At 61.9% G+C, this 24,438-nt stretch carries 23 protein-coding genes and 1 pseudogene; 16 read left to right on the top strand and 8 right to left on the bottom strand.

Annotation, left to right across the window (positions count from 1 at the left end; translation table 11 throughout):
- The first annotated feature begins 31 nt into the window (after positions 1–31).
- On the top strand, positions 32–964 hold the full coding sequence (locus tag GFM02_RS22880; RefSeq protein ID WP_168283993.1) for an endonuclease/exonuclease/phosphatase family protein: 933 nt from the start codon (positions 32–34) through the stop codon (positions 962–964).
- On the opposite strand, the gene GFM02_RS22885 is transcribed toward GFM02_RS22880, so the two are convergent.
- On the bottom strand, positions 920–2,833 hold the full coding sequence (locus GFM02_RS22885) for an ABC transporter ATP-binding protein (protein ID WP_168322888.1): 1,914 nt from the start codon (positions 2,831–2,833) through the stop codon (positions 920–922). The two genes, GFM02_RS22880 and GFM02_RS22885, sit on opposite strands and share 45 nt — an antisense overlap.
- Positions 2,834–2,994: 161 nt before the next feature.
- Between GFM02_RS22885 and GFM02_RS22890 the strand changes: the two genes are divergently transcribed.
- Positions 2,995–3,225 (top strand): ribbon-helix-helix domain-containing protein, encoded by a 231-nt coding sequence (locus GFM02_RS22890; protein ID WP_026265371.1) that lies wholly within the window; start codon positions 2,995–2,997, stop codon positions 3,223–3,225.
- A gap of 111 nt (positions 3,226–3,336) precedes the next feature.
- Here the strand turns inward: GFM02_RS22890 and GFM02_RS22895 are convergent, their stop codons facing one another.
- Positions 3,337–5,193 (bottom strand): ABC transporter ATP-binding protein, encoded by a 1,857-nt coding sequence (locus tag GFM02_RS22895; protein WP_168270707.1) that lies wholly within the window; start codon positions 5,191–5,193, stop codon positions 3,337–3,339.
- Between the two features lie 386 nt (positions 5,194–5,579).
- Between GFM02_RS22895 and GFM02_RS22900 the strand changes: the two genes are divergently transcribed.
- Both GFM02_RS22900 and GFM02_RS22905 read left to right on the top strand, forming a co-directional pair.
- The gene (locus tag GFM02_RS22900) at positions 5,580–6,041 is read left to right on the top strand and encodes a tRNA (cytidine(34)-2'-O)-methyltransferase (protein ID WP_131664590.1); all 462 of its coding nucleotides are present in this window, start codon (positions 5,580–5,582) and stop codon (positions 6,039–6,041) included.
- Between the two features lie 209 nt (positions 6,042–6,250).
- Positions 6,251–7,897, top strand: coding sequence for a Na/Pi cotransporter family protein (locus tag GFM02_RS22905; protein WP_168322889.1), 1,647 nt, complete (start codon positions 6,251–6,253; stop codon positions 7,895–7,897).
- Between the two features lie 3 nt (positions 7,898–7,900).
- Here the strand turns inward: GFM02_RS22905 and GFM02_RS22910 are convergent, their stop codons facing one another.
- Positions 7,901–8,161, bottom strand: coding sequence for a hypothetical protein (locus GFM02_RS22910; protein ID WP_003541775.1), 261 nt, complete (start codon positions 8,159–8,161; stop codon positions 7,901–7,903).
- Positions 8,162–8,339: 178 nt separating this feature from the next.
- Between GFM02_RS22910 and hemF the strand changes: the two genes are divergently transcribed.
- The 3 genes from hemF (at position 8,340) to GFM02_RS22925 (ending at position 9,924) form a co-directional block, all read left to right on the top strand.
- A complete protein-coding gene (gene hemF / locus GFM02_RS22915) occupies positions 8,340–9,251 on the top strand; it encodes an oxygen-dependent coproporphyrinogen oxidase (RefSeq protein WP_168322890.1) in 912 nt (303 codons plus the stop codon).
- 103 nt (positions 9,252–9,354) lie between these two features.
- Positions 9,355–9,624, top strand: a complete 270-nt coding sequence (locus GFM02_RS22920; protein WP_131664587.1) for a hypothetical protein — start codon at positions 9,355–9,357, stop codon at positions 9,622–9,624.
- 114 nt (positions 9,625–9,738) lie between these two features.
- Positions 9,739–9,924: a DUF1059 domain-containing protein gene (locus GFM02_RS22925; RefSeq protein ID WP_003565542.1), complete on the top strand. Its 186-nt coding sequence runs from the start codon at positions 9,739–9,741 to the stop codon at positions 9,922–9,924.
- Here GFM02_RS22925 and GFM02_RS22930 read toward each other — a convergent pair whose 3' ends face one another.
- The 3 genes from GFM02_RS22930 to GFM02_RS22940 are packed head-to-tail and all read right to left on the bottom strand — an operon-like array spanning position 9,925 to position 12,445.
- Entirely contained in the window at positions 9,925–11,178 is a 1,254-nt protein-coding gene (locus GFM02_RS22930) for a CCA tRNA nucleotidyltransferase (protein WP_168322891.1), read from the bottom strand.
- A complete protein-coding gene (locus GFM02_RS22935; RefSeq protein WP_020051065.1) occupies positions 11,175–11,825 on the bottom strand; it encodes a CoA pyrophosphatase in 651 nt (216 codons plus the stop codon). The genes GFM02_RS22930 and GFM02_RS22935 overlap by 4 nt, the downstream gene beginning before the upstream one ends.
- Complete coding sequence (locus GFM02_RS22940; protein WP_168306207.1) at positions 11,822–12,445, bottom strand: DUF1285 domain-containing protein; 624 nt, start codon at positions 12,443–12,445, stop codon at positions 11,822–11,824. The genes GFM02_RS22935 and GFM02_RS22940 overlap by 4 nt, the downstream gene beginning before the upstream one ends.
- A gap of 158 nt (positions 12,446–12,603) precedes the next feature.
- Between GFM02_RS22940 and GFM02_RS22945 the strand changes: the two genes are divergently transcribed.
- The 5 genes and pseudogenes from GFM02_RS22945 to GFM02_RS22965 form a co-directional block, all read left to right on the top strand.
- Positions 12,604–13,614, top strand: coding sequence for an AAA family ATPase (locus tag GFM02_RS22945; protein WP_131664584.1), 1,011 nt, complete (start codon positions 12,604–12,606; stop codon positions 13,612–13,614).
- 13 nt (positions 13,615–13,627) lie between these two features.
- Positions 13,628–14,548, top strand: coding sequence for a DUF58 domain-containing protein (locus tag GFM02_RS22950; protein ID WP_065280837.1), 921 nt, complete (start codon positions 13,628–13,630; stop codon positions 14,546–14,548).
- Positions 14,545–17,358, top strand: coding sequence for a DUF4159 domain-containing protein (locus GFM02_RS22955; RefSeq protein WP_168322892.1), 2,814 nt, complete (start codon positions 14,545–14,547; stop codon positions 17,356–17,358). Before GFM02_RS22950 ends, GFM02_RS22955 begins: the two co-directional genes overlap by 4 nt.
- Before the next feature lies 1 nt (position 17,359).
- Positions 17,360–19,429: a hypothetical protein gene (locus GFM02_RS22960; RefSeq protein ID WP_168322893.1), complete on the top strand. Its 2,070-nt coding sequence runs from the start codon at positions 17,360–17,362 to the stop codon at positions 19,427–19,429.
- 4 nt (positions 19,430–19,433) lie between these two features.
- Positions 19,434–19,582, top strand: a pseudogene (locus GFM02_RS22965) (GNAT family N-acetyltransferase); the annotation flags it as partial.
- Between the two features lie 55 nt (positions 19,583–19,637).
- Here GFM02_RS22965 and GFM02_RS22970 read toward each other — a convergent pair.
- Positions 19,638–20,201 (bottom strand): GNAT family N-acetyltransferase, encoded by a 564-nt coding sequence (locus tag GFM02_RS22970; RefSeq protein ID WP_168270700.1) that lies wholly within the window; start codon positions 20,199–20,201, stop codon positions 19,638–19,640.
- Between the two features lie 266 nt (positions 20,202–20,467).
- Here GFM02_RS22970 and GFM02_RS22975 point away from each other — a divergent pair, with 266 nt between their 5' ends.
- The gene (locus tag GFM02_RS22975) at positions 20,468–21,478 is read left to right on the top strand and encodes a glutathione S-transferase family protein (RefSeq protein WP_168322894.1); all 1,011 of its coding nucleotides are present in this window, start codon (positions 20,468–20,470) and stop codon (positions 21,476–21,478) included.
- An 84-nt stretch (positions 21,479–21,562) separates the two neighbouring features.
- Here GFM02_RS22975 and GFM02_RS22980 read toward each other — a convergent pair whose 3' ends face one another.
- Positions 21,563–22,063: an NUDIX domain-containing protein gene (locus GFM02_RS22980; RefSeq protein ID WP_168322895.1), complete on the bottom strand. Its 501-nt coding sequence runs from the start codon at positions 22,061–22,063 to the stop codon at positions 21,563–21,565.
- A 49-nt stretch (positions 22,064–22,112) separates the two neighbouring features.
- On the opposite strand from GFM02_RS22980, the gene GFM02_RS22985 reads away from it, so the two are divergent.
- The 3 genes from GFM02_RS22985 to GFM02_RS22995 all read left to right on the top strand — a co-directional run bounded on the left by GFM02_RS22985 (position 22,113) and on the right by GFM02_RS22995 (position 24,438).
- Positions 22,113–23,021: a metallophosphoesterase family protein gene (locus GFM02_RS22985; RefSeq protein WP_168322926.1), complete on the top strand. Its 909-nt coding sequence runs from the start codon at positions 22,113–22,115 to the stop codon at positions 23,019–23,021.
- Positions 23,022–23,180: 159 nt separating this feature from the next.
- A complete protein-coding gene (locus tag GFM02_RS22990) occupies positions 23,181–23,741 on the top strand; it encodes a tetratricopeptide repeat protein (RefSeq protein ID WP_168322896.1) in 561 nt (186 codons plus the stop codon).
- Positions 23,742–23,928: 187 nt separating this feature from the next.
- A complete protein-coding gene (locus GFM02_RS22995) occupies positions 23,929–24,438 on the top strand; it encodes an RNA polymerase sigma factor (protein ID WP_168322897.1) in 510 nt (169 codons plus the stop codon).

The following is a 24,438-nucleotide window of genomic DNA, read 5'->3' on the forward strand; positions in this document are numbered from 1 at the left end:
CGAGCCATGCAAGTGAGCCGGACCGGAGCGGATGAGAGACACGATTTTTTGCGTATTCAGCGTTCTCACGACGCTCGTTCTCGCCATTATCTCCCTGCGATACGTCACCGATTTCTATTTGCTGTCCTTCTTTTACAGCTTCCAGGTTCATCTGGCGGCAGCCGGCGCGGTTGCCTCGGTTGCTGCCCTTCTCGTCAAGCGGCACTGGTATGGCCTGCTGACCCTCTCGGTATCGGTGGTTCTTGCAGTCCATGGCATCGTGATGATGCGCGAATTCGTCGAACCATCAGTTGAAGAGAGCCGCCCGGCCCTGTTCAGGCTGATGTCCTTCAATATCGAGAACGATAATTTCGCAAACGGCCCTGACATCGCCGACATGGTCATCGCCTCAGGCGCCGATGTCGTCAACATCCTGGAGGCCGAGCCGCTGCTGTCGGAACTGCCGCGGTTGTTGAAGACCTATCCCTATTATATCGGCTGCGGTGTCGGCATGGAGCAATGCGATACGCTGGTGCTGTCGAAGCGTCCGCTGATCGAACCCCGCATCCGCAATCTCGGCCTGCTCTGGCGCAACCGGCTGACGATCTCGACGATCGATTTCGAAGGCCAGAAGGTCAATTTCCTCGCCGCGCACCTGACCAAACCTTATTACGACGAGTTCCACGGTCTGGAGATCTGGGATCTCGCGGAGGTCATCCCTACCCTTTCGGGACCGCTCGTTCTGGCCGGTGATTTCAATACATCGATTCTCGCGCCCGACGTGCAGTATCTCATGCGCACTCAAGGCTTGGGCACGGCATCGCTGGAGCCCGCGACATGGCCGATCCGCGCCGGCGCCTTCGGTATTCCGATCGATCATATCTTTGCCCGCGCGCCGCTGCGGCTGAAATCGGTCCGCCGCATCGAAAACGGCTTCGGATCAAATCATTTTGGCCTCATGGCGGAATTCGTCGTCGACCCTTGAGCCCACGTCATCATCCGCAGCAAGGAAGCCGCCGGACTGGCGCGCCCAAAGTTCGGCATAGAGCCCGCCGTGGCGAAGCAGTGCGTCATGGCTGCCTTCCTCGATGATCCGTCCGAGATCGACGACGATCAGCCGATCGAGCGCGGCGATCGTCGACAGCCGATGGGCGATCGCAAGCACCGTCTTGCCTTCCATGATCCGGTGGAGATTGGACTGGATCGCTTCTTCCACCTCCGAATCGAGCGCCGACGTCGCTTCGTCGAGAACGAGGATCGGCGCGTCCTTCAGCATGACACGGGCAATGGCGATACGCTGGCGCTGCCCGCCGGACAGTTTGACGCCGCGTTCGCCGACATGCGCATCGAAACCTCTGCGGCCCTGCTGATCCTGCAGGCGTTCGATGAAGTCGATGGCTTCGGCGCGCCTGGCCGCCTCGACCAGCCCCTCCTCGCCGGCATCCGGCCGCCCGAACAGGATATTGTCGCGCACCGAACGATGCAGCAGCGCGGTGTCCTGGCTGACGACGCCGATCTGCATCCTGAGGGATTCCTGCGTCACGGCTAATATATCCTGGCCGTCGATGAGAATGCGGCCGTCCTGAATGTCGTAGAGGCGCAGCAGCAGGTTCATCAGCGTCGATTTCCCCGCGCCCGAACGGCCGACGATCCCGACCTTCTCGCCGGGCCGGATGGTCATGGAGAAATTCTCGACCACCGCTTCGTGGCCCTTGCCGTAGCGGAAGGAAACATTGTCGAAGCGGATGCCGGGCTGCCGGATCACCAGCGTCTTCGCATCGGTCCGATCGACGAGCCCCAGAGGCTGGGAGATCAGCTCGGCGGCGTTCTGGATGGTGCCGAGGTTGCGCATGATGCCGTTGAATTGCGTCATCAACCGTCCGAGCAGGAAATTCAGCCTGAGCACCAGCGCCAGCGAAAACGCCACCGCACCCGAGCTGATGAGGCCGCGCAGCCAGAGATCGACGCTCAGGCCCGCCATCGTCACGATCATCAGGCCGGAAAGCAGCGCCATCGAGGCCCTGACGCCGGTGATGAACCGCGTGAAGCGCAGCACCGTATCCTGATAGATATCGAAGCCTTGCCGCATGTAGCGGTCGGCCTCCTCGTCGCGTGCAAACAGCTTCAGCGTCTGCATGTTGCTGTAGGAATCGACCATCCTGCCGTTCAGCATCGATCCGGCTTCCGCCGTTTCGCGAGAATGATGGCGGATCCGCGGGACGAAGTGGCGGGCAAGCAGGCTGAAGGCGCCAAGCCAGAACAGCACGACAACGGCAAGGGAAAAGTCCAGCCGGGCGACGAGCACGAGCGTCGTTACGGCATAGATGCCGACGAACCAGACGCTTTCCATCAGCGAGGTGACGAGATCGCCGGTGGCCTGCCCGGCCGACCAGACCTTGGTGACGATGCGTCCGGAAAAATCGCTCTGGAAAAACGACAATGACTGCCTGGAGACGTGGAGATAGGATTGCCAGCGTGCGAGATTGTAGAAGCCCGGCGTGATCACCTGCTGGTCGACCAGCGCGATCAGGAAGGCGATGACGAAGCGCACCAGCCCGATGAGGGCGAGCATGCCGAACAACTCGCCGCCATGGGCAGCGAGAAGGCCGCTCCAGCCGGCGCCCGGCGTGATGCTACCGAGGATATCGACGAGCCGCCCGACGAACCAGAAGAGCGCAGCCTCGATCGCCGCCGACGTGCCGCCGAGGACGAGCATGGCAACGAACGGCATCCTCGCCTGACCGATATAAAACCAGATGAATCCGAGCGTCGAGCGCGGCGGCTGGAGATTGGCGCGGGGGCGGAACGGATCGATCCAGGTTTCGAACCGGCGGAGGATGGGCTTCAGCAACATAGAAGCGATATAGGCGGAATAGCCGGACCGGCAAAGAGAATGAAAAGCGGACAGAGTGTTATATTTTGGTAATTATCGGTAACATCGGCGGCATACCCATTGAATGCCCCCGAACCGGTCACAATCTGACGTTACGATCGCGCTTTACCGGAGATATTCCCATGGAAACGAAAGTGCTCGATGCGCATATTCCGCTTCCGCTTGCAGAAAGGCTGGATGCTCTGGCATTCGCCCTGGGGTTGCCGCGCGACGAGATCGTCGCTGAGGCCATTACCGCCTGGCTGGACCAGGAAGAGCAGCGTCGTCTCGTCGCACTGCGCACGATCGCAGCCGCCAACACCATGATCGTCGTCGAACATCACCGCGTGATCGATTGGGCCGACAGTCTTTGAACGGATAAGAGGCAAACGCCAGTCAGGCCTTCAGCAACCGTCCGGCAAGCTTATAGCCATCCTAAGAAAAAGAGGCCCTCCCCGCTTTCGCAGGGAGGGCCTCATTTCATCTTATTCCGCCGCCACTTCCGCTTCGTCGGCGTGATCGGAGAGGAAGCCGCCGGACTGGCGGTTCCAGAGGTCGGCATAGATACCGCCTGCTTCGATCAGTTCGCTGTGCGAGCCGGCCTCGATGATCCGGCCCTTGTCGAGCACGATCAGCCGATCCATCTCCGTCAGCGTCGACAGCCGGTGGGCGATGGCGATCACCGTCTTGCCCTCCATCAAGGCGAAGAGGTTTTCCTGGATCGCCGCCTCGACTTCCGAATCGAGCGCCGAGGTCGCCTCGTCGAGCACCAGGATCGGCGCGTCCTTCAGGAAGACGCGGGCGATCGCGACGCGCTGCCGCTGGCCGCCTGACAGTTTGACGCCGCGTTCGCCGACCTGCGCGTCGAGCCCCGCGCGGCCCTGCATGTCGACGAGGCCTTCGATGAACTCCCAGGCGTTGGCGCGTTTGGCGGCCTCGATCACCTCGTCATCCGTTGCTTCGGGACGACCATAGGCGATGTTGTCGCGGATCGAGCGATGCAACAGCGAGGTGTCCTGCGTCACCACGCCGATCAGCGAACGCAGGCTTTCCTGCGAGACACCGGCGATATCCTGCCCATCGATGGTGATGCGGCCGGCCTCCAGATCGTAAAAGCGCAGCAGCAGGTTCATCAGCGTCGTCTTGCCGGCACCGGAACGGCCGACCAGACCGACCTTCTCGCCTGCCTTGATGTCGAGCGACAGGTTGTCGATGACGCCCTTGCTCTTGCCGTAGTGGAAGCGGATGCGGTCGTAGTGGATCGCGCCCTTCTTCGCCATCAGGGTGGGTGCGCCCGGCTTGTCGACGATGTCGTGCTGTTTGCTCATCATCTCCATGCCGTCATAGACCGTACCGATATTTTCGAACAGCGCGGAGACTTCCCACATAATCCATTGCGACATGCCGTTGACGCGCATGGCAAGACCGATAGCGATGGCGATGGCACCGACCGAGATCGCCCCGTTCAGCCAGAACCAGATCGACAGGCCCGAGATGACGAAGAGCGCAACGCAGTTGTTCACATAGACGAAGATGTGGAAGAGCGTCACCTTGCGCATCTGCTTGTGCACGGTCTGCAGGAACTCGTCCATGCCCTCCTTGGCATAGACCTCCTCGCGGCCCGCATGCGAAAACAGCTTGACCGTCGCGATATTCGTATAGCTGTCGACCACGCGGCCCGTCATCATCGAACGCGCATCCGCCTGCGCCGCCGCGATCTTGCGAAGCCGCGGCACGAAATAGGCGACGATGCTGATATAGACCGCGAGCCAGACGAGGATCGGGATCATCAGCCGCCAGTCCGCCGCCGCAATCACGATGATCATCGTCAGGAAGTAGGTGACGACATAGACGAAGACGTCGAGGATCTTCATCACCGTTTCACGTACGGCAAGCGAGGTCTGCATCACCTTGGTGGCGACACGCCCGGCAAACTCGTTGGCAAAGAACGACATGCTGTGGCGCAGCAGGAAGCGGTGCATCTGCCAGCGTGCGATCATCGGATAATTACCGAGCATCATCTGGTGCATGATGAGCGAATCGAGCCCGGCTACCACAGGCAGGCCGACCAGCACCAGCGCCGCCATCCAGAAAAGCTTGTGGCCTTCTCTCTCCAGGAATGTGGCGCGGTCGGCATTGGTCAGCCAGTCGACGATGTCGCCGAGGAACTGGAAGAGCGCCACTTCGCCGATAGCGATCAGCGCCGTCAGCACGGCCATCAGGCCGAGCCAGGGCGCAGCCGGCTTGCTGTAATGCCAGCAAAAGGCAAAGAGACCTTTCGGCGGGGCGACAGGGTCCTCGCTGGGAAAGGGATTGAGTCGCTGTTCGAACCAGCCAAACATAAAATTGCTCCGAAACGTCAGCGTTCCGGCTCCCGGCTTCGCGCCATCCCAGCGCCATGCAAGCACATATGGGAACCGAACGTTCAAGGGGCGAGGCTGAGACAGCCGCACAATGGATCAAAAAAGGAAATTCAGGGAAGAAACCCGCCCTATCGGCGGAAAATCGCACCGCTTGGCATCACGGCCGGGAGGCGCACATACAGCAAAATATTCATTCTGGCGCTCCTTGCTGGCGATTGAAGATATGCACCGATAACGCGAAAACGAGGAATTTTCCAGCCCTATTGTGCCAAAAATTTCATCTCGTCGGGTCAAAACGCGCCCTGTTGCGCCGAAATCACAGTTGCATTAGGCCTTGAGCGGCGAAAGCGGGAAAACGGCGCATCATGACTTCACTCAGACTGGCACTCTATCAGCCGGATATAGCAGGCAATACCGGCACCATCCTGCGTCTTGCCGCCTGCCTTGGCTTCGCGGTCGATCTGATCGAGCCCGCCGGCTTCGACATCTCCGACCGCAACCTGAAACGGGCCGGCATGGACTATATCGCCGCCGCCGCCCTCACCCGCCATGTCAACTGGGACCGCTTCGAGGCCTGGCGTCTGAGCACCGGCCGCCGCCTGATCCTCGCCTCGACCAAGGCGGCGGATCGCTATACCGATCTTGCCTTCCGCCCGGACGATATCCTGCTCTTCGGTCGCGAAAGCGCTGGCGTGCCGGATCAGGTGCATGAAGCAGCCGATGCGCGCGTCCTGATCCCGATGGTCGAAGGCCAGCGCTCGATCAACGTCGCCGTCTCGGCCGCGATGATCGTCGGCGAGGCGATGCGCCAAACCGTCTGGGCTTGAGCGACATCAGACTGGCGGAGCATAGGCCGGCGCAATCGCAAATCAGCTTGGCATTGTCGGAAAATGACATTGCCAAGCCGTCAAACCGGTTTATATTTATTAGCCGAACAATAAAAACTGCTCCACGACCTCTAAGATTCCAACGGCTTGGAAAGGTTTATTTAGAAAAACTACGCTCTTAGGACGTGAAAGAAGAATAAAACAACAAAATGGACTCTACAATCATCATGATCAACCTGTTCGGCGCCGTGGCTCTGCTGCTGTTCGGCCTCGCGCAGGTAAAGGATGGCGTGTCCAGGGCCTTCGGCGCCCGCCTGAGAACAGGTCTGGCTACCGGCACACGCGGCAGCCTTCGTTCTTTCCTGTCGGGCCTCGGCGCAACCATCGCGCTGCAGAGCTCCACGGCAACGGCACTGATGACGGCCTCCTTCGTCGAGCGTGACCTGATCAAGCCGCGCATGGCGCAGATCGTCCTGCTCGGCGCCAATGTCGGTACCGCGATCACCGCCTGGATCGTGGCAACGGGCATCGAATGGCTCTCTCCCCTCCTGATTCTTGCCGGCATCGTGCTTTGCCGCGGCCGTTCAAGCACCAGCCAGGGTGGTGGCACAGCGCTGATCGGCATCGGCCTGATGCTACTGTCGCTGCACCTGCTTGGCCTTGCAACAGAACCGATGCGCGCCTCTCCCGCCCTTGCCGCTTTCATCGGCCTGCTGGACGGCGCCCTGCCCGTGGCGATGATCGTCTCGGCAACACTTGCCTTCGCATCCTCGTCGAGCCTTGCGGTGGTGGTGCTCATCCTGTCACTCGCCTCGGCCGGCGTGATTTCCGCCGAACTCGTCATCGTGCTCGTCCTCGGCGCCAATCTCGGCGGCGCTATACCACCTGTCGTCGCGACATTGTCCGGCCCGGCTTCGGCGCGGCGCGTCACCCTCGGCAATCTCGCCGTCCGCGCGCTCGGCTGCCTCATCGCTCTACCGCTGGCGGGATATGGCGCGGAACTCATCCAGATGCTGCCCTTTGGTCCCGCCAAGCTGCCGGTCGATGCGCATCTTGCCTTCAACCTTCTGCTGGCAGCGGTTGCCTGGCCATTCTCCCGGCCGCTCGCCGCCCTGATGACCCGGCTGGTGCCGGATCAAGCCGAGCCTGAGAGCGCCCCGAAATATTTAGATGTGCAGGAGCTTTCGACGCCGGTGGTTGCCCTTGCCAGCGCCACACGCGAAGTGCTCGGCGTCGGGGATCTCATCGAGCGCATGCTGATCCGGGTCTCCGAAGGCTTCGAGCAGGGGGATGCATCCAAGCTTGCCGAGATTCCGGCTCTCGAAGAGCGCGTCGACCGGTTGCAGCAGGCGGTGAAGGTCTATCTTTCGAAGCTCGGCCGCGAGGGACTCAGCGACGAAAACGCCCGCCGCTCGATCGTCGTCATCGATTACGCGATCAATCTCGAACATATGGGCGACATCATCGAGAAGGGCCTGGCGGAGCAGGTGGCGAAGAAAATCTCTCTCGGTTTGAAATTTTCCGAGGACGGTCATCAGGAACTGCGCAAGCTGTTCGATCTGACGATCGACAATCTGCGCGTCGCCCAGACGATCTTCGTCACCCGCGATTTCAATCTGGCGCGCCAGATGATGGAGGTAAAGGTCGAGGTGCGCCGGATGGAGAAACAGTCTGCCGAGCGCCATCTCGAACGCCTGCGTGACGGCCGCGCCGACAGCCTGCAGACGAGTTCGCTGCATCTCGACATGCTGCGCGACCTGAAGCGCCTCAACGCTCACATCGTCTCGGTGGCGCATCCGATCATGGATGAAAACGGCCTCTTGATCGAAAGCCGCGTACGGGCGACTGCGAAGTGACGGTCAGTCGGCCGAAGGCAGGCGGCGCATGGTGAATTCGATCTGGTCGCCGTCGAGCTGGCGCCAGCTTTCCACCTCGGTCCAGTAAGCGGCTTTCGGATATTCGTCGAACCATTCGCGCGCCTTGGCGCGTGCGTCCATGAGGCCGAGGCAATATGTCTCACGCACGAAATGGTCTTTCTTGCTCGGGGGATTTTCCGCCCGATGTCTTGCTATCCTGCGCTTCAGGCCGTCGAAGGACGGAGGCCCTGGAACTTTCTTCATCAAACCTACCTCCTCGGAAAAGGTAGTATCGAAATTCTTGATTTGCGAGTCGAATCTTGGAAGTGCTCGGCGGTGCTTGCCTCGGCTTGGCGAGATGCAGCGCCAACTGCTAATCATGGCGTGCAATCAAGAATGAGCGAGTCGCCTCCGAAGGAGATGCCGACCGTTGGAGGCGTAAATGGAAAGACCGGAACTGCCGATCGGCTTGCCTGACGATATCGAAGAGAAGAAGGCTGCTGCCCGCAATTGGTTCGAGGGATTGCGCGATACGATCTGCGCCTCCTTCGAAGCCATCGAGGATGAGTTGGAAGGGCCGCTGTCCGACCAGGAGCCCGGCCGCTTCGTCGCCAAGGACTGGTCACGCGAAAACGGCGCCGGCGGCGGTGGCCGGATGTCGATGATGGAAGGCCGCGTCTTCGAAAAGGTCGGCGTCCATACCTCCACTGTCTACGGCGAATTCGCCCCGGATTTCCGCGCCCAGATACCCGGCGCCAAGGACGATCCGCGTTTCTGGGCCTCGGGCATCTCGCTGATCGCCCATCCCGTCAACCCAAACGTTCCGGCGGTGCACATGAACACTCGCATGGTCGTCACCACCAGCCGCTGGTTCGGCGGCGGCGCCGACCTGACGCCGGTGCTGTCGCGCCGCCGCACGCAGGAGGACGAGGATAGCCAGCTCTTCCACAAGGCCATGGAGATCGCCTGCCGCAATCATACCGTCGCCGATTACGATGCGTACAAAGCCTGGTGCGACGAATATTTCTTCCTGAAACATCGCAACGAGGCCCGCGGCATCGGCGGCATCTTCTATGACTGGCTGCATTCAAACGAGGAAGCCGGCGGCTGGGACGCCGATTTCGCCTTCACGCGTGATGTCGGCCGGGCTTTCGCCATGGTCTATCCAAAAATCGTCCGCTCCAATTTCAATAAATTGTGGACAGAGGCCGACCGCGACGAACAATTGATCCGCCGGGGCCGCTACGTCGAATTCAATCTGCTGTATGATCGCGGCACGATCTTCGGCCTGAAAACCGGCGGCAACGTTGAATCCATTCTCTCATCGCTGCCCCCTGTCGTGCGCTGGCCATGAAACTGTGAGATCTTATCGATAAATTCGAGTTGACAGACCTTCACGAAAATTCAGTGCGTCCTAACTTTATATGTATGTGCGTAACAATCGGAGGAGGATTGTCATGACGATACAAAGTGGCTCGCCAACGTCCACGGATGTCCAGGAAACATCCCGCACGATCGACACGTCCGAATTTCTGACGCGCATTGCCGAGAAACTGCGGGCCAAGAGCGGTTCGGATCTGCCGCTGTCCTGCTTCATCGAGCAGGTTAAGCTGCAACTGGCCGGCGGGAAGTCGCCGGAACAGCTGCAGAACGAAGCAGCGGCCGCCAACAGCAACATGCCCGACCACCTCTTGGATACCTACAAAGCCTGGGCGATGCCCGACTGACACGGCCTGTACTGGCCGGCATGTCGATGCCGGCCGGAACCTTCCCTCCCCCCGCACATTCATAAATCGCGTAAGATCGCGATCGTCGTTGTGTTTCGAACAGAGGAGAAGACCATGCGACTTTTCGAATGCGGCACTCTCGTTCCGGGCTGCGCCTGGCATACACGGGCAGATAGCGACGCCGAGGTGGTCCGCCGTGCCGTCGAGCACCTGAAAAATGCTCACGGCGAAACCACGATCCGCGAGAACATGGTGGATAATATCAAGGCTCGCATTCGCGACGAGGTGAACGCAGCCTGATTATTGCACGCGTTCCTGCAGCCGGGCGAGCAGCGCCGCCCGGTCGGCAACGAAATTTTCCTCCACCCATTGGCTTTCCAGACCGGCAAGCAGTTCGCCGACGCGCGGGCCGGACGCGATTCCTGCAGAAATCACGTCGCCGCCGTTCAGCGGAAACTGTGGTTTCTTCCAGTGCATTGCTCTGTCCAGCAGCTTGCTAAGCCGCGCCGACCGCGCCATTTCGTCGAAATCACCTTCAGCCTTGCCGCGCGCCACCGCAAGCGCCAGCTTCAGCCGTATCGTGATGCCGTCGGCGCCGTTGCGGTAAAGTAGCCGTTCGAAGGCGGCCGACGACATGTCGTCTTTGACTGGCGCTGCCATTGCCCAGGCCTTGAGAGTGGCCGCTTCCGCATTCGAGAGCTTGAGCCGGACTGCGAGCGCCTCCATGCGCGCGGCATCGGGCCGCACGATCGCCGCAAGACGCAGCAGCGGATCGGGCGTCCAGCCGAGCGCCTTTTCGGTGGCGATCAGCGAAGGGATCGCATCGATCCCCCATCGTTCCGATTCCGGTAGGATTTCAGTCAGTACCGCCACCTGCCGCATCCACAGCAGCGCGCGGCCAGGATCGTCGGCGCCAAGTAGCTTTCGCAGTTCAGACCAGACGCGTTCTGCCGAAAGCGTCGTCAGTTTCGAACGCGCGAGGGAACACGCCTTCAGCCCCTCCGCATCCGGCCGCCCGGAACCGTAATAGGCAAAGAACCGGAAGAAGCGCAGGATACGCAAATGATCCTCGGCAATGCGCTTCGCGGCATCGCCGATGAAGCGGATGTTGCGCGTCTCAATGTCGGCAAGTCCGCCAACGAGATCCACCACCTCGCCCTTTGCATCGGCATAAAGCGCGTTGATCGTCAGATCCCGCCGTTCGGCGTCTGCCTTCCAGTCGGTGCTGAAGGCAACCTTGGCACGGCGTCCGTCGGTCTCGACGTCGGTGCGAAGGGTCGTCACCTCGAAGGGCTTGCCATCGATGACGAGCGTCACCGTGCCGTGATCGAGGCCGGTTGGGACTGCCTTGATGCCGGCCGCCGCCGCCCGCTCCATCACCGCCTCCGGTCTGAGTGTCGTCGCTATGTCCACATCATTGACCGGCAGGCCCATCAGGCTGTTGCGCACCGCTCCGCCAACCACCCGCCCTTCCCCGCCATCGGCGTTGAGAAGCGCTAAGATCCGGCCGAGGGCCGGGTCGAGAAACCATGCTTGGTCGGCGATGCCGGTCATGCATAAAGCCTTTCGTAGAGCGTGCGGACGATGCCGGCGGTGATGCCCCAGATCATTCTGCTTTCATAGGGCACGCGGTAGAAATGCCGATCGATGCCGTCGATGACACGTCTGTCGCGGGTGTGATTGGCAGGATCCATCAGGAAGGAAAGCGGCACCTCGAACACGTCGTCCACCTCGGTCGGGTTCAGCGCCAGCGCAAAGCCCGGCGAGACGACGCCGAGCACCGGCGTAATGCGGAAGCCCGTCGAGGCAAGGTAATTCGGCAGCCGCCCGACGGTTTCGACGAAGGAACCGGCCAGGCCGATCTCCTCCTCCGTTTCTCGGATCGCCGCCATTTCGGGCGAGATATCGGCGGGATCGATCGAGCCGCCGGGAAAGGCGATCTGCCCGGAATGTTTGCGCAGCGTCGCCGTGCGCTTGGTGAAGATCACATGCGCTTCCTCGCCGTCGTCGACGACGGGCACGAGCACGGCGGCGTCGCGCAGCTCGAAGGTCTCGACCTCGGCGACGATATCGGGATTGAGGATGTGGTCCCCGTGATCGCGCCAGGCGTGATCGACCGGCCCACCATTCTGGTTGAGCGCGCGGCGGCGGAATTCGGCTGCGGAAAACAGCGGATAACGTTGGGTAATCGCATCATTCATCGGGAAAGCGCATCCAGTTCATCGGCCGGCATCATCGCAAAGACTTCTCCGGCGGAGCGGACGGCGAACATCGCCTGTCCCTCGACCTCGAGCGTCTCGCCGAGCGCCACCAGTTCATACATCACCGCACGCGACACCAGCGCCTCCAGCCGCCCGCGCACATGCAGATAGGGTTTCAATTCGGCATTCTCGCCTGCAATGGCAAAGCGCAGCCGATGCTCTCCTCCCGCCTCCACGACATCGCCGACATTGGTGCGGAAGGTCAGCACCTGTTGGCCTTGCCCCTCCGTCACGCTCATCTCCACGGCGATGAAAGGCGCGTCGACGACCCTTATACCGACCTTTTCCACAGGAGTTACGAGATAGGTCTTCTGGTCGTCGTCTTTTCTTAAAACCGTCGAGAACAGCCGCACCAGCGCCGGTCGGCCAATCGGCGTACCCATGTAGAACCAGGTACCGTCCGCCCGGATTTCCATGTCGATATCGCCGCAGAAAGGCGGATTCCACCGCTCTACCGGCGGTAATCCTCGTTTTTTACCGGCATTTTCCTGAAACGCGCGCGAAATCAGTGCGGCAAGTCCCGCCGCATCCGCCTGTCCGCTGATTTCCTCGGCTGCCATTCTTCCGTCCCGGTTTGTCCTTAACGAAGTAAAGTCACGAGATAGTCATTCGCAACGAACTTGTCAGCCCGTCACATCTCCATAACTCTATCGGGTATGAGGCACATGTATAAGTCCGCCGATTCGCTGCCGAATGATTTCAGCCGTTGGAGATACGCATGGGTATGATGAAGACCGAAGCCAGCCTCGATGAAAAGGCGATCGTCGCCGCCGCCGAAAAGGCGCTCTCCGATATCGCCGCCATCCGCGGGGAAGTCTCGAAAGTGATCTTCGGTCAGGAAAGCGTCGTCGAGAACACCATTCTCGCCGTGCTGTCAGGCGGTCATGCCCTGCTCGTCGGCGTTCCCGGCCTTGCCAAGACCCGACTGGTGACGACGCTCGGCGAGGTGCTCGGCCTTGCCGCCAACCGCATCCAGTTCACGCCGGATCTGATGCCCTCGGATATTCTCGGCTCCGAGGTGATGGACCAGGACGACAGTGGACGCCGCTCCTTCCGTTTCGTCAAGGGCCCGGTCTTCGCCCAGCTCCTGATGGCCGACGAGATCAACCGTGCCTCGCCGCGTACCCAGTCGGCACTTCTGCAATCCATGCAGGAATACCATATCACGATCGCCGGCCAGCGTTATGACCTGCCGGCGCCCTTCCATGTGCTTGCCACCCAGAACCCGCTCGAGCAGGAAGGCACCTACCCCCTGCCCGAAGCCCAGCTCGACCGCTTCCTGCTGCAGGTCGACGTCAACTACCCTGAACTCGCCGCCGAGCGCCAGATCCTGCTTGAGACGACGGGCCTGGGCGAAACCCGGCCGGAAGCCATCATCGATGCGCAGCGGCTGCTCGAGATCCAGACCCTGGTGCGCCAGATGCCGGTGAGCGACACGGTCGTCGATGCCATCCTGGCGCTGGTGCGTTCCGCCCGCCCAGGACAGGGCAATGCCTCGACCGACAAGAATGTCGCCTGGGGCCCCGGCCCGCGCGCCGGCCAGTCGATGATGCTCTGCGCGCGTGCCCGCGCGCTCTACGAAGGCCGTCTCGCCCCGTCTCTGGACGATATCTTCGCGCTCGCCGAACCCATTCTCCAGCACCGCATGGCGCTGACTTTCGCCGCCCGCGCCGAAGGCATGTCGGTGCGTGACGTCATCGCCGGACTGGTCAAGCAGGCAAAGGGATAAGGAAGCCGGACGCGTGGCATCTATCGGACAGATCGTCAACCCGACGTCAGGCAGCGATGCCCTTTCCCGCGCCAGGCAGCGGGCCGCCCTGGTGCCGGACTGCCTGGTGGAAGCCAAGCGCATCGCCAATACGGTGATCGCCGGCTGGCATGGCCGCCGCAAGCGCGGCATCGGCGAGAATTTCTGGCAGTTCCGTCCCTATGCCGAGGGCGAGAGCCTGTCGCGCATCGATTGGCGCCGCTCCGCCCGCGACGACCATACCTATGTGCGCGAGCGCGAATGGGAGGCAGCGCATACGATCTGGCTCTGGTGCGACATGTCGCCCTCGATGATGTACAAGTCGAGCTATGGCAGCGTCTCCAAGGAAAGCCGCGCGCTGGTCATCATGCTGGCGCTTGCCGAAATCCTCGCCCGCTCCGGCGAGCGCATCGGCTGCCCCGGCATCATGGAGCCCGCCTCCGCCCGTAACGCCGCCGAACGCCTCGCAGCCGCTCTCATGCACACGCCGCTGACCGGCGGCCTGCCGGAAACGGCGATGATCCGTGGCTGGAGCGACCTCGTCCTTATCGGCGATTTCCTCGATGATGCGCCGGCAATCATGGAACGGCTCGGCCCGCTTGCCCGCCGCGGCCTGCGCGGCCACGTGGTCGAGATATCAGATCCCGCTGAAGAGATATTCCCCTATAGCGGCCGCACCGAATTCACCGATCCCGAGAGCGGCGCCAAGCTTATCTCCGGCCGCGCCGAACATATCCGCGAGGCCTATCGCACCGCCTATCTCGCCCGCAGAGACAGCCTCGGCCAGTCGCTGCGCCATCTCGGCTGGACCTTCGCGAGCCACCGCACCGATCACCTTGCATCGGAGGCGCTGGTCGCTGTGCACATGTATCTGTCCGGCATGCCGGCCAAGGCAACCCATGGAGGGCAGCTATGAACGCCCTTCCCTTCGCTTTCGCCTATCCCGCCATTCTCGGCGCGCTCCTTGCCTTGCCCGTCATCTGGTGGCTGCTGCGGCTGACGCCGCCACGTCCGAAGACCGAAGTCTTTCCACCGCTGAAAATTCTCGCCTCCGTGCTGAAGCGCGAGGAGACGCCGGCGCAAAGCCCGTGGTGGCTGACGCTTCTGCGCATGCTGCTCGCTGCCGCCATCATCCTTGCGATCGCCGATCCGGTTTTCAATCCACGCACCAGTTCGCTCGCATTAGGTGGCCCGCTCGTCCTCTTCGTCGACAACAGCTGGGCGACGGCACCCGACTGGGAGCGCCGCATCCAGACCGCCGACGCATTGATAGACGACGCCGAATCCGCCGGCACGCCTGTGTCGATCGCCTTCACCGCCGATCCGACCAACGACGCCGTGCCCGGCACCGCCGCTGCCGCCCGCGACAAGCTGCGCGCCGCCGAGCCACGACCGCTTGTGCCGGACCGCGAACGCGCCTTCCAGGCGCTGCGCGCCGCGCTGAACGGCATCAAGCCCGGCACCCTCGCCTTCCTGACCGACGGCGCCGCCGCCAAGCCCGACGACGCGACGGTGCGCAGGCTCGCCGAACTCCAACCCGCCGATCTGCGCCTGATCGAGGGCGATGCCGCGCGGACAGTCGCGATCACGGCGGCCAACAATGCGGCGGATGCCATGACCGTCAAGGTCACGCGGCTCAACAGTGCGCAGGCCGCATCGGTAGCGCTGAACGCCGTCGATACCCAGGGCCGCTCGATCGCCAATGGCAGGGCGGATTTCCGCCCCGGCCAGAGCGTCGCGACGAGTTCGATCAGCGCCCCCTTCGAGATGCGCAACGATTTCGCGCGCGTCAGCGTCGACAATGGCGCGACGGCAGGCGCCGTCCACCTTCTCGACGACGCATTCAAGCGCCGCCGCGTCGTCTTGCTGTCAGGTGAAGGAGGGGACGAATTCCAGCCGCTGCTCTCGCCGCTTTATTATATCCAGCGGGCGCTGCAACCCTATGCGGATCTAATCCAACCTGCCGATTCCGATCTTTCGGTCGCAATACCAAAACTTCTCGCCAGCAATCCCTCCATCATCATCATGGCCGATATCGGCCGGCTGCCGGAGGAGAGCTACGAGCCTTTGACGCGCTGGATATCGAATGGCGGAATGCTCCTGCGTTTTGCCGGCCCGCGCATGGCGGCAGCCCCTGCGGACGATCCGCTGATCCCTGTCATCCTGCGTCAGGGAGAACGGGCGCTGGGCGGCACCTTGTCCTGGAGCGAGCCGCAGTCGCTTGCCGAATTTCCGAGTATCGGGCCTTTCGCCGGCATAGCGCGTCCCGCCGATGTCGTCGTCAAGCGGCAGGTGCTTGCCGAACCGACGCCTGATCTTGCCGAACGCACCTGGGCAAGCCTGGCTGACGGCACGCCGCTCGTGACGATGAAGCAGCTCGCCTCCGGCCAGATCGTCCTGTTTCACGTCACCGCGGAAGCAACCTGGTCCGATCTGCCGATCTCCGGCACTTTCGTCGACATGCTGCGTCACCTCCTGCAGATATCGCGCTCGGGCGGCGTGACGTCGGAGGCGCGCGGCAATGCGCGTGTCTCCGAAACTCTGCCGCCATTCCGCATGCTGACGGCCAAGGGCACGCTCGTCTCCGAGACGGGTTCGGCGCGACCGCTCATTCCACAGGCCGGAGTCGAACCGACGGCAAATTTCGACAACCCTCCCGGGCTCTACGGTTCGGAGGATGGTTTCACCTCCCTCAACGTGCTGCCCGAGAACGCCGAACTGAAGCCGATCGACACAACAGGGACCAATGCCATGCGCGAAGGCCTGATCGGCGGCGAAAGCTGGTCGGCAAAACCCGCCCTCTTTCTTGCAGCCTTTCTGCTGCTCTTGGCCGATAGCCTGATCGTCCTCTTCATGAATGGTGCATTCTCGCGATTGCGCCCGGCTGTCCGCACTGCAGCGATGATCGCGGTCGCCGTCGGCGCCGGCTTCCTAATGCAACCAGGCACGCTTCACGCCGACGACTCCAAGCCCGGCGACGACCTCATCCTGCAGAGGCTCGATAACACGCACCTCGCCTATGTCGTCACCGGCGAACAGGATGTGGACAATATATCCGATCGCGGTCTCGAGGGACTGACCCAGTTCCTGACCTTTCGCACGACGCTGGAGCCGGCACCGCCCGTCGGCATCGACCTCACCAAGGACGAGCTCTCCTTCTATCCGATCATCTACTGGCCGGTTTCGGCAACAGCGCCCATGCCGTCGTCGGCGGCGATCAGCCGTATCGATGCCTATATGCGCAATGGCGGCACCGTGCTTTTCGATACGCGCGATCAGATCAGCGCATTGGACAATGGCGGCAATGTCAGCGCCAACGGTGAGAGGCTGCAGGCAATCCTCGCCAATCTGGACATTCCGGCGCTCGAGCCGGTACCGTCCGATCACGTGCTGACGAAATCCTTCTATCTCCTATCGAGCTTTCCCGGTCGTTATGCCGGCAGCCCTCTCTGGATCGAGGCCCGGCAAGGCGGTCAGGGGCCGAGCGAAAAATCGGCGGCGACGGCCGACGGCGTTTCGCCGATCCTGATCACCGGCAATGATTTCGCCGGCGCCTGGGCGATCGACGACAACGGCGTACCGATACTGCCGACCGTGCCGTCGGATGAAACCCAGCGCGAATATGCCTACCGTTCCGGCGTCAACATCATGATGTACATGCTGACCGGCAACTACAAGACCGACCAGGTCCATGTTCCCGACCTCCTCGAACGGTTAGGACAATGAGATGACATTCGACTTTTCGCCCTTCCTGCCCTGGTCGGTTCTGGCTGCATTGGCTGTCGTCAGCGCTGTTATCGCCGTCTTCGCGATCTTGCGCGGCATTCGCGGCGCCTGGATCAGAACGCTGGCAGCACTCGCCATGCTGACCGCGCTTGCCAATCCTGTGCTGCTGCAGGAAGATCGGGATCAGTTGTCGACGATCGTTCCCGTTCTTGTCGACCGAAGCCAGAGCCAGCAGACGCCCGATCGCGTCAAGATGACCGACGATGCGCTTGCGGCCTTGAAGGGACAGCTCGGCCGCTTCCCCCAGATAGAGCCCCGCTTCGTCGATGTCGAAGGCGACGTCAATTCCGACGTGCCGTCGACGCGCCTGTTCGACGCGCTGTCGGCCAACATTGCCGATGTCCCGCCCGCCCGCATCGGCGGCGCCATCATGCTGACCGACGGTGAAGTCCATGATGTACCGGGCGCCAATCAGGCGCTCGGTTTCGACGCGCCGATCCATGGCCTCGTCACCGGCAAGGCCAACGAATTCGATCGCCGCATCGAGGTCATCAAGGGGCCGCGCTTCGGCATCGTCAACGAGGAGCAGCAGGTAATCTTGCGCGTCTTCGACGACGGCCCGAGCCCCGGCGGCACGGCCGATGTCACGGTTAAGCTGAATGGTGACGAGATCGCCACCCTGCAGGCGACGCCTGGGCAGGATACGCCCTTCTCCTTCAAGGTGCCGGGTGGCGGCAGCAATGTACTCGAATTCTCGGTCGCAGCACTTCCTGGCGAAGTCACCACCGCCAACAACCGCGCCGTCCATGTCATCGACGGCATCCGCCAGAATCTCCGCGTCCTGCTCGTCTCCGGCGAGCCGCATGCCGGCGAGCGCGCCTGGCGCAATCTGCTGAAATCCGATGCCTCGGTCGATCTCGTCCATTTCACCATCCTGCGTCCGCCGGAAAAGCAGGACGGCACGCCGATCAACGAGCTGTCGCTGATCGCCTTCCCGACGCGGGAGCTCTTCGTCGACAAGATCAAGGATTTCGACCTGATCATCTTCGACCGCTACCAGCACCGCGGCGTGCTGCCGCTGCTCTATTACGATTACATCGCGCAATATGTCGACAATGGCGGCGCGCTGTTGATCGCCGCCGGTCCCGAGCATGCCGGCCCAGATTCGATTGCGCTGACGCCGCTTTCCACGGTCCTGCCGGCAACGCCCACCGGAGAGATGATCGAGAAGGCCTTCTATCCCCGCCTCTCCGAGGAAGGCCGCAAACATCCCGTCACGCGCGGTCTGGACGGTTCGGGCGAGGATCCGCCGCATTGGGGCCGCTGGTTCCGTAGCGTCGATGTCGACCGGCCGCAGGGCGAGACCATCATGCTCGGCGCCGACAACCACCCGCTGCTGGTGCTGAACCGCGCCGGCCAGGGCCGCGTCGCCATGCTGCTTTCCGATCAGGGCTGGCTCTGGGCGCGCGGCTTCGAAGGCGGCGGTCCGAATGTTTCGCTCTATCGCCGTATCGCCCATTGGCTGATGAAGGAGCCGGCGCTCGAGGAAGAAGCGCTGACGGCGCGCGCCTCCGGCCGGACCCTTGAAGTCACCCGCCAGACGATCGGCGACAATCCCGGCAATGCCACCGTGCGTTATCCCTCCGGCAAGACCGAAACCCTGCCGCTCACCCAGTCCGAACCGGGGCTCTACAAGGCCGAGAAGAGGATGGACGAAATCGGTCTCTTCGAAATCCGCAACGGCAGGCTGTCGACGCTTGTCCATATCGGCGCCGTCGACGCACCGGAATTCAAGGCGATGATCTCGACGACCGATGTACTGCAGCCGGTCGCAGACAGAAGCAAGGGTCTCGTCGCCCGCGTCTCCAATGCAAATGGCGCGATCTCCGTGCCGCCGATCCTGCCGGTGCGCGGCCAGGTCCGCGTCTCCGACAACGATCGCATGATGATCCGCATGACCAATGAGACAGTCTTGAAGGGCATTAACACGCTGCCGCTCTTTGCCGGTTTCGCCGGCGTCGGCATCCTGCTGCTCGCCTTCGGCGCCATGTGGTGGCGCGAAGGGCGCTAATCTCATGCCGGAATTCGAGATCACCGCCTCGCCCTCGCCGGAGGAACTGGCGGTGATCCCCGATGCGCTCTCAGCCTTCAACACCAGCGATGTCGGCCTTCGGATCGCGGCCCGCTCGCCGTCCTCATCCGCGATACCGACTGCAAAGTGACCCGGAAGCCGCACGCATAGCTTCCTCCGGAAAAGCCTATAGCGGGCGGTTGCAAGATCATTCGCGCCAGGCGATCGTGCCCTTCAGCCGCACGTGTACGCCCTCGGCGATCGGAACGACGAGTACACGGCCGGGATCGACCGGGCCTGGAAAAGACAGCGCGTTATAGGCAACCTTCTCGAAGCCGAGCGGGCCGTAATAGGGTGGATCGCCGACGAGGATGACGGCTTCCGAGCCCTTGCGTCTTGCCGCCTCCACCGCAATCCGCACCAGTTCCCGGCCGATGCCCTTGTTCTTGTGGGAGGGGCGGACGGCGAGCGGGCCGAGCAGATGTCCCTTCACCGTGCCGGCCAGCACCGGCGTCATGCGCACGGAGGCGATCGTCTCACCATTATCGGTACAGATGAAGGAAAGCGACAGATCATGAGGCCCCTGCTCACGGATGCGCGCGGCAGCGCGCGTGAAGCGGCCGGGACCGAAGGCTTCTTCGTTGATGTGTTCGATGGCGGCGTCATGAGACGCGTCTTCAGTGAGGTAGACGAGATCGTGCTTGTACATGATGACAGAAACCGGATGGACAGATTGATGGGTCTCGAACACGCCTTGGGCGTTCGGGAGCATCAGCGTCGTCGCGGGTTTCTGGAAATGAACATCAGGGCAGGGGTCCGAAAATCGTGAAAAGCCCGATAGCAGGAAAAATTTCCGTCGTCCAACGCAAAATGCACGACCACAGCGCTGCGCATCTTTTCGAGAGCTACAAAGGACGCTGCAACACTGAATTATGCGGTGCCCGAACGATGTGACGCACTGTTCAATCTTTGCCGCCTGTAAAGCCCTGCCATCTGCGATATCTTCCGCTCCAACACGCAATCAAGGGAATGAAGATCATGGGAATGTTGGTGGACGGCGTCTGGCACGACGCCTGGTACGACACGAAGGAGAGCAAGGGCCATTTCAAGCGGCAGCCCTCGCAGTTCCGCAACTGGGTGACACCCGACGGCGGGGCCGGCCCTTCCGGCAGCGGCGGCTTCAAGGCCGAGGCCGGGCGTTACCATCTCTATGTCTCGCTCGCCTGCCCCTGGGCGCACCGCACGCTGATCTTCCGCAAGCTGAAGAAGCTCGAAGAGCTGATCTCGGTTTCCGTCGTCGATCCACTGATGCTCGAGAACGGCTGGGAGTTCAAGGTCGGCGACGGCGCCACCGGCGACCACCTCTTCGGCGCGTCCGCGCTTTGGCAGGTCTATGTCAAGGCTGATCCGCACTATTCCGGCCGCGTCACCGTTCCCGTGCTCTGGGACAAGAAGACCGGCACGATCGTCAACAACGAATCCGCCGAGATCATCCGCATGTTCAACGGTGCCTTCGACGGGCTGACCGGCTCGACAGCCGATTTCTATCCCGAGGACCTTCGCTCCGAAATCGATGCGCTGAACGCCACCGTCTACGACACAGTCAACAACGGCGTCTACAAGGCAGGCTTTGCCACCACCCAGGAAGCCTATGCGGAAAATGTGGCCAAGCTGTTCGAAACGCTCGAGATGCTCGATGAACGTCTCGGCAAAAACCGCTATCTCTTCGGCAGCAGGCAGACCGAGGCCGACTGGCGCCTGTTCACCACGCTGGTGCGTTTCGACCCCGTCTATGTCGGCCACTTCAAATGCAACATCCGCCGCATCGCGGATTACCGCAACCTGCCAGGCTACCTCCGCGATCTCTACCAGATGCCTGGCGTTGCCGAGACGGTGAATCTGACACATATCAAGCAGCACTATTACCGCAGCCACAAGACGATCAACCCGACCGGCATCGTCCCCGTCGGCCCGGCCCTCGATCTCGACAGCCCGCATGGCCGCGCTACAGCGCAGCGCGTCTTTTTAGACGCGCAAAGGACGCTGTAGAACTTTAAATTGCTGCTTAATTTACTCTTAAAATCGATTCCGATTTAAGAGTAAATTGTGCAGCGGGCTTGCCGCGGCCTGAACTTACCAGCGATGGTCGGGCCCCTGCTCGCCCCGAAGCTCGGCAAGACGGCGATGGGTGGCATCAGTCGTGCCCTCGGGCAGGCTGTCTAGGGAAAAGAAGCCGCTGTCGGATATCTCCCAGTCCGGCGGACGCGGCGCCGTCTGCTCGACGGTCGCACGGTAGAAGACGACATGGTCGCGTTTTGTGGTCGTGGTATTGAAATAGACGTGGAACAGCTGCGGCTTGCCGATGATCCTGAGGTTGCCCTCCTCGCGCAATTCCTTGACGAGCGCTTCCTCGACCGTCTCGTTGCGCTCCAGCCCGCCGCCCGGCATGTGCCAGCCGCCGATATAGCTGTGGCGCACGAGGAAAATCCGACCGTCCGCATCGAAGCAGGCCGCCCTAACACCCATGGTCATGCCGCGGGCAAAGGAAAAATAGACATGCAGGAGGCGCAAGGCCAGCCGGATGTGAGGGGGCCGCTTCTCTTTATCCACGATCGTTCCGTTTCGGCTCTTCATCGCGCCGGATGTGTTTGATTTGTCAATAAGCTGGTCTATGTCTCGTAGCATGTTCAAGCTCGCGCATATTTCCGACGTCCACCTCGGGCCGTTGCCCAGTCTTTCCATTCAAGAGCTGTTTTCAAAACGCATAACAGGCTTTGTGAACTGGCATCGAAATCGACGCAAGCACCTTTTCGGCAGCACGCTGGATCTGCTGCTCGACGACATCCGCGCCCATCAGGCCGATCACCTGGCCGTCACCGGCGACCTCGTCAATCTGGCGAGCGGCATCGAGATCCGCTCGGCCGCCGCCTGGCTGCGCGCGCTCGGCGATCCCGCAGACACGTCGGTCGTTCCCGGCAATCACGACGCCTATGTGCCCGGCTCCTACGAGAAGTCGATGCGTGCCTGGTACGATTATGTCCGCGGCGATCTCGCTCCACCGCAATGGCAGGACGACCGCCATATCTTTCCCTATCTCCGAGTTCGCGGCAAAGTCGCGATTGTCGGCTGTTCGACGGCGGTCGCCACCCCTCCCTTCGCCGCCTCTGGCTTTTTCGGCGCGCGACAGGCCCGCGATACCGTCAACATACTGCGTGCGGCTGGCGAAGCCGGTCTCTTCCGCGTCGTCATGATCCACCACCCGCCGATCCGCGGCGCCACGGCCTTCTACAAACGGATGATCGGCATCCGCCGCTTCGCCGCCGTGATTTCGACGGGCGGCGCCGAACTCGTGCTGCACGGACATACGCACCTGAACACGCTAAATTGGCTGCGCGGCCAGATGCAGCCGGTGCCAGTCGTCGGTATCGCCTCTGCCTCGCAGGGACCGGGCAGCATCAAGCCGCCCGCTGCCTACAACCTCTTCTCCATTGATGGCTCTCCCGGTGCCTGGGAGCTCAGCGGCGAGCGCTTCAGCCTCAACAGGGCCGGCGACGCGGTGATGCCGGAAAGCGCCGATATTTTCGCGCCTTAGCGCTGGTTCCAGACTCTTTTTGTGCAGCACTTGAATCGATCCGCGAGGACATCAGTCCACCGTCGCAGCATTTGCCACAGAGGTTGCTTACCCTCTTGGTATTTTTAGTGGTAAGCGTACAATCCGAGCAACTGCATTGCCTGAGAACGGAGCGCGCCGATGACTTTTTCTTTCCGCCACCTGTCCAGACTTTCGCTCGCCGCCGGCTTTGCCTTCGGCATCGCCACGGCCGCTTCCGCGGCCGGCGACAGCAACGATGACACCAATCCGCCGCCGAAGACCCAGACGACCAAGACCTGCACCGGCGGCAAGGTCTGGGACAAGGCCAAGAAGGAATGTGTCAACCCGAAGAAGAGCAGCTTCAACGACGACGATCTCTATCAGTTCGCCCGCGAGTTTGCCTATGCCGGCCAGTATGACAACGCCATCACCATGCTCAATCTCGCTCGCAACCAGAACGACCCGCGCGTCCTCAATTATCTCGGCTACGCCAACCGCAAGGCCGGGCGCATGGAGCTCGGCATGTTCTACTACCGCAAGGCGCTGCAGGCGGATGAGAATTATATCCTCGCCCGCTCCTATATGGGCATGGCGCTGGTGGAACAGGGAGACATCCAGGGTGCTCGCGTCCAGCTTGTCGAAATCCGTGATCGCGGCGGCGAAGGCACTTGGGCCTATCGCTCCCTGCTGCAAAGCTTGAACGGCTACAAGACATATTGACGCAAGCTTTGCACGCCACAATACGAAAATCCCTTGGGAAAGAGGGATGAAGACGACCGGATGCTTGCGAAGTGCAGGAGACTTGTTTCATAAAGCGTATGCATCGACGGCGTCGATAAAGTCGGTTTCGCGCCCGACGGCGAACCCTTCGTCCGCGAAACCATTGTGAATGCTTCTTGGATAGACAATGCGTCAGCCCGCAACGACCATCGATCTCCGGCGTGATCTCGTCGGCCTCCTGCCCCGCCTTCGCCGCTTCGCGATCACGCTCGCGGGCGAGGTTGCCGTGGCCGATGAACTCGTTCAGGCCGTCTGTCAGCGCGCCGTCTCCAAAGGTCATCAATGGAACGGCGAAGGCCGGCTGGAAAGCTGGATCTACACGCTTGCCCGCCAGCAATGGACCGACGACAACCGCAAGCGCAAGCCGAAAGCTTCCGTCCGCGGCAACGTCACCGATATTCGCGAGGCCGCGCGCGAACGCTCGGCCGCGGTCGATCCCGACACCATTCATCACATGATTTCCGATATGCCGGATGGCGTTTCCAGCATGTTCCTGCTGGTCGACGTCGAAGGCCACAGCTACCAGCAGGCGGCCGACATCATGGGCATTCCAGTGGCAAACGTCGTCTCGCAGCTCGCGACCGCGAGGCTGCATTTTGCCGGGCTTGCCGGCACCCACCCGATCCACAGGTTCTGA

The organism is Rhizobium leguminosarum bv. viciae (assembly GCF_012276115.1).
Taxonomy (GTDB): Bacteria; Pseudomonadota; Alphaproteobacteria; order Rhizobiales; family Rhizobiaceae; genus Rhizobium; species Rhizobium leguminosarum_T.

Excerpts from the sequence above, each read along its gene's own strand:
- hemF (WP_168322890.1), top strand. The coding sequence starts at position 8,340 with ATGGAAAGACCGGAACTGCCGATCGGCTTGCCTGACGATATCGAAGAG.
- GFM02_RS22935 (WP_020051065.1), bottom strand. The coding sequence starts at position 11,825 with ATGAATGATGCGATTACCCAACGTTATCCGCTGTTTTCCGCAGCCGAA.
- GFM02_RS22955 (WP_168322892.1), top strand. The coding sequence starts at position 14,545 with ATGAACGCCCTTCCCTTCGCTTTCGCCTATCCCGCCATTCTCGGCGCG.
- GFM02_RS22910 (WP_003541775.1), bottom strand. The coding sequence starts at position 8,161 with ATGAAGAAAGTTCCAGGGCCTCCGTCCTTCGACGGCCTGAAGCGCAGG.
- GFM02_RS22920 (WP_131664587.1), top strand. The coding sequence starts at position 9,355 with ATGACGATACAAAGTGGCTCGCCAACGTCCACGGATGTCCAGGAAACA.
- GFM02_RS22975 (WP_168322894.1), top strand. The coding sequence starts at position 20,468 with ATGGGAATGTTGGTGGACGGCGTCTGGCACGACGCCTGGTACGACACG.
- GFM02_RS22885 (WP_168322888.1), bottom strand. The coding sequence starts at position 2,833 with ATGTTGCTGAAGCCCATCCTCCGCCGGTTCGAAACCTGGATCGATCCG.
- GFM02_RS22940 (WP_168306207.1), bottom strand. The coding sequence starts at position 12,445 with ATGGCAGCCGAGGAAATCAGCGGACAGGCGGATGCGGCGGGACTTGCC.
- GFM02_RS22880 (WP_168283993.1), top strand. The coding sequence starts at position 32 with ATGAGAGACACGATTTTTTGCGTATTCAGCGTTCTCACGACGCTCGTT.
- GFM02_RS22990 (WP_168322896.1), top strand. The coding sequence starts at position 23,181 with ATGACTTTTTCTTTCCGCCACCTGTCCAGACTTTCGCTCGCCGCCGGC.
- GFM02_RS22985 (WP_168322926.1), top strand. The coding sequence starts at position 22,113 with ATGTTCAAGCTCGCGCATATTTCCGACGTCCACCTCGGGCCGTTGCCC.
- GFM02_RS22945 (WP_131664584.1), top strand. The coding sequence starts at position 12,604 with ATGGGTATGATGAAGACCGAAGCCAGCCTCGATGAAAAGGCGATCGTC.
- GFM02_RS22930 (WP_168322891.1), bottom strand. The coding sequence starts at position 11,178 with ATGACCGGCATCGCCGACCAAGCATGGTTTCTCGACCCGGCCCTCGGC.
- GFM02_RS22905 (WP_168322889.1), top strand. The coding sequence starts at position 6,251 with ATGGACTCTACAATCATCATGATCAACCTGTTCGGCGCCGTGGCTCTG.
- GFM02_RS22970 (WP_168270700.1), bottom strand. The coding sequence starts at position 20,201 with ATGCTCCCGAACGCCCAAGGCGTGTTCGAGACCCATCAATCTGTCCAT.
- GFM02_RS22895 (WP_168270707.1), bottom strand. The coding sequence starts at position 5,193 with ATGTTTGGCTGGTTCGAACAGCGACTCAATCCCTTTCCCAGCGAGGAC.
- GFM02_RS22995 (WP_168322897.1), top strand. The coding sequence starts at position 23,929 with ATGCGTCAGCCCGCAACGACCATCGATCTCCGGCGTGATCTCGTCGGC.
- GFM02_RS22890 (WP_026265371.1), top strand. The coding sequence starts at position 2,995 with ATGGAAACGAAAGTGCTCGATGCGCATATTCCGCTTCCGCTTGCAGAA.
- GFM02_RS22900 (WP_131664590.1), top strand. The coding sequence starts at position 5,580 with ATGACTTCACTCAGACTGGCACTCTATCAGCCGGATATAGCAGGCAAT.
- GFM02_RS22925 (WP_003565542.1), top strand. The coding sequence starts at position 9,739 with ATGCGACTTTTCGAATGCGGCACTCTCGTTCCGGGCTGCGCCTGGCAT.
- GFM02_RS22980 (WP_168322895.1), bottom strand. The coding sequence starts at position 22,063 with ATGAAGAGCCGAAACGGAACGATCGTGGATAAAGAGAAGCGGCCCCCT.
- GFM02_RS22960 (WP_168322893.1), top strand. The coding sequence starts at position 17,360 with ATGACATTCGACTTTTCGCCCTTCCTGCCCTGGTCGGTTCTGGCTGCA.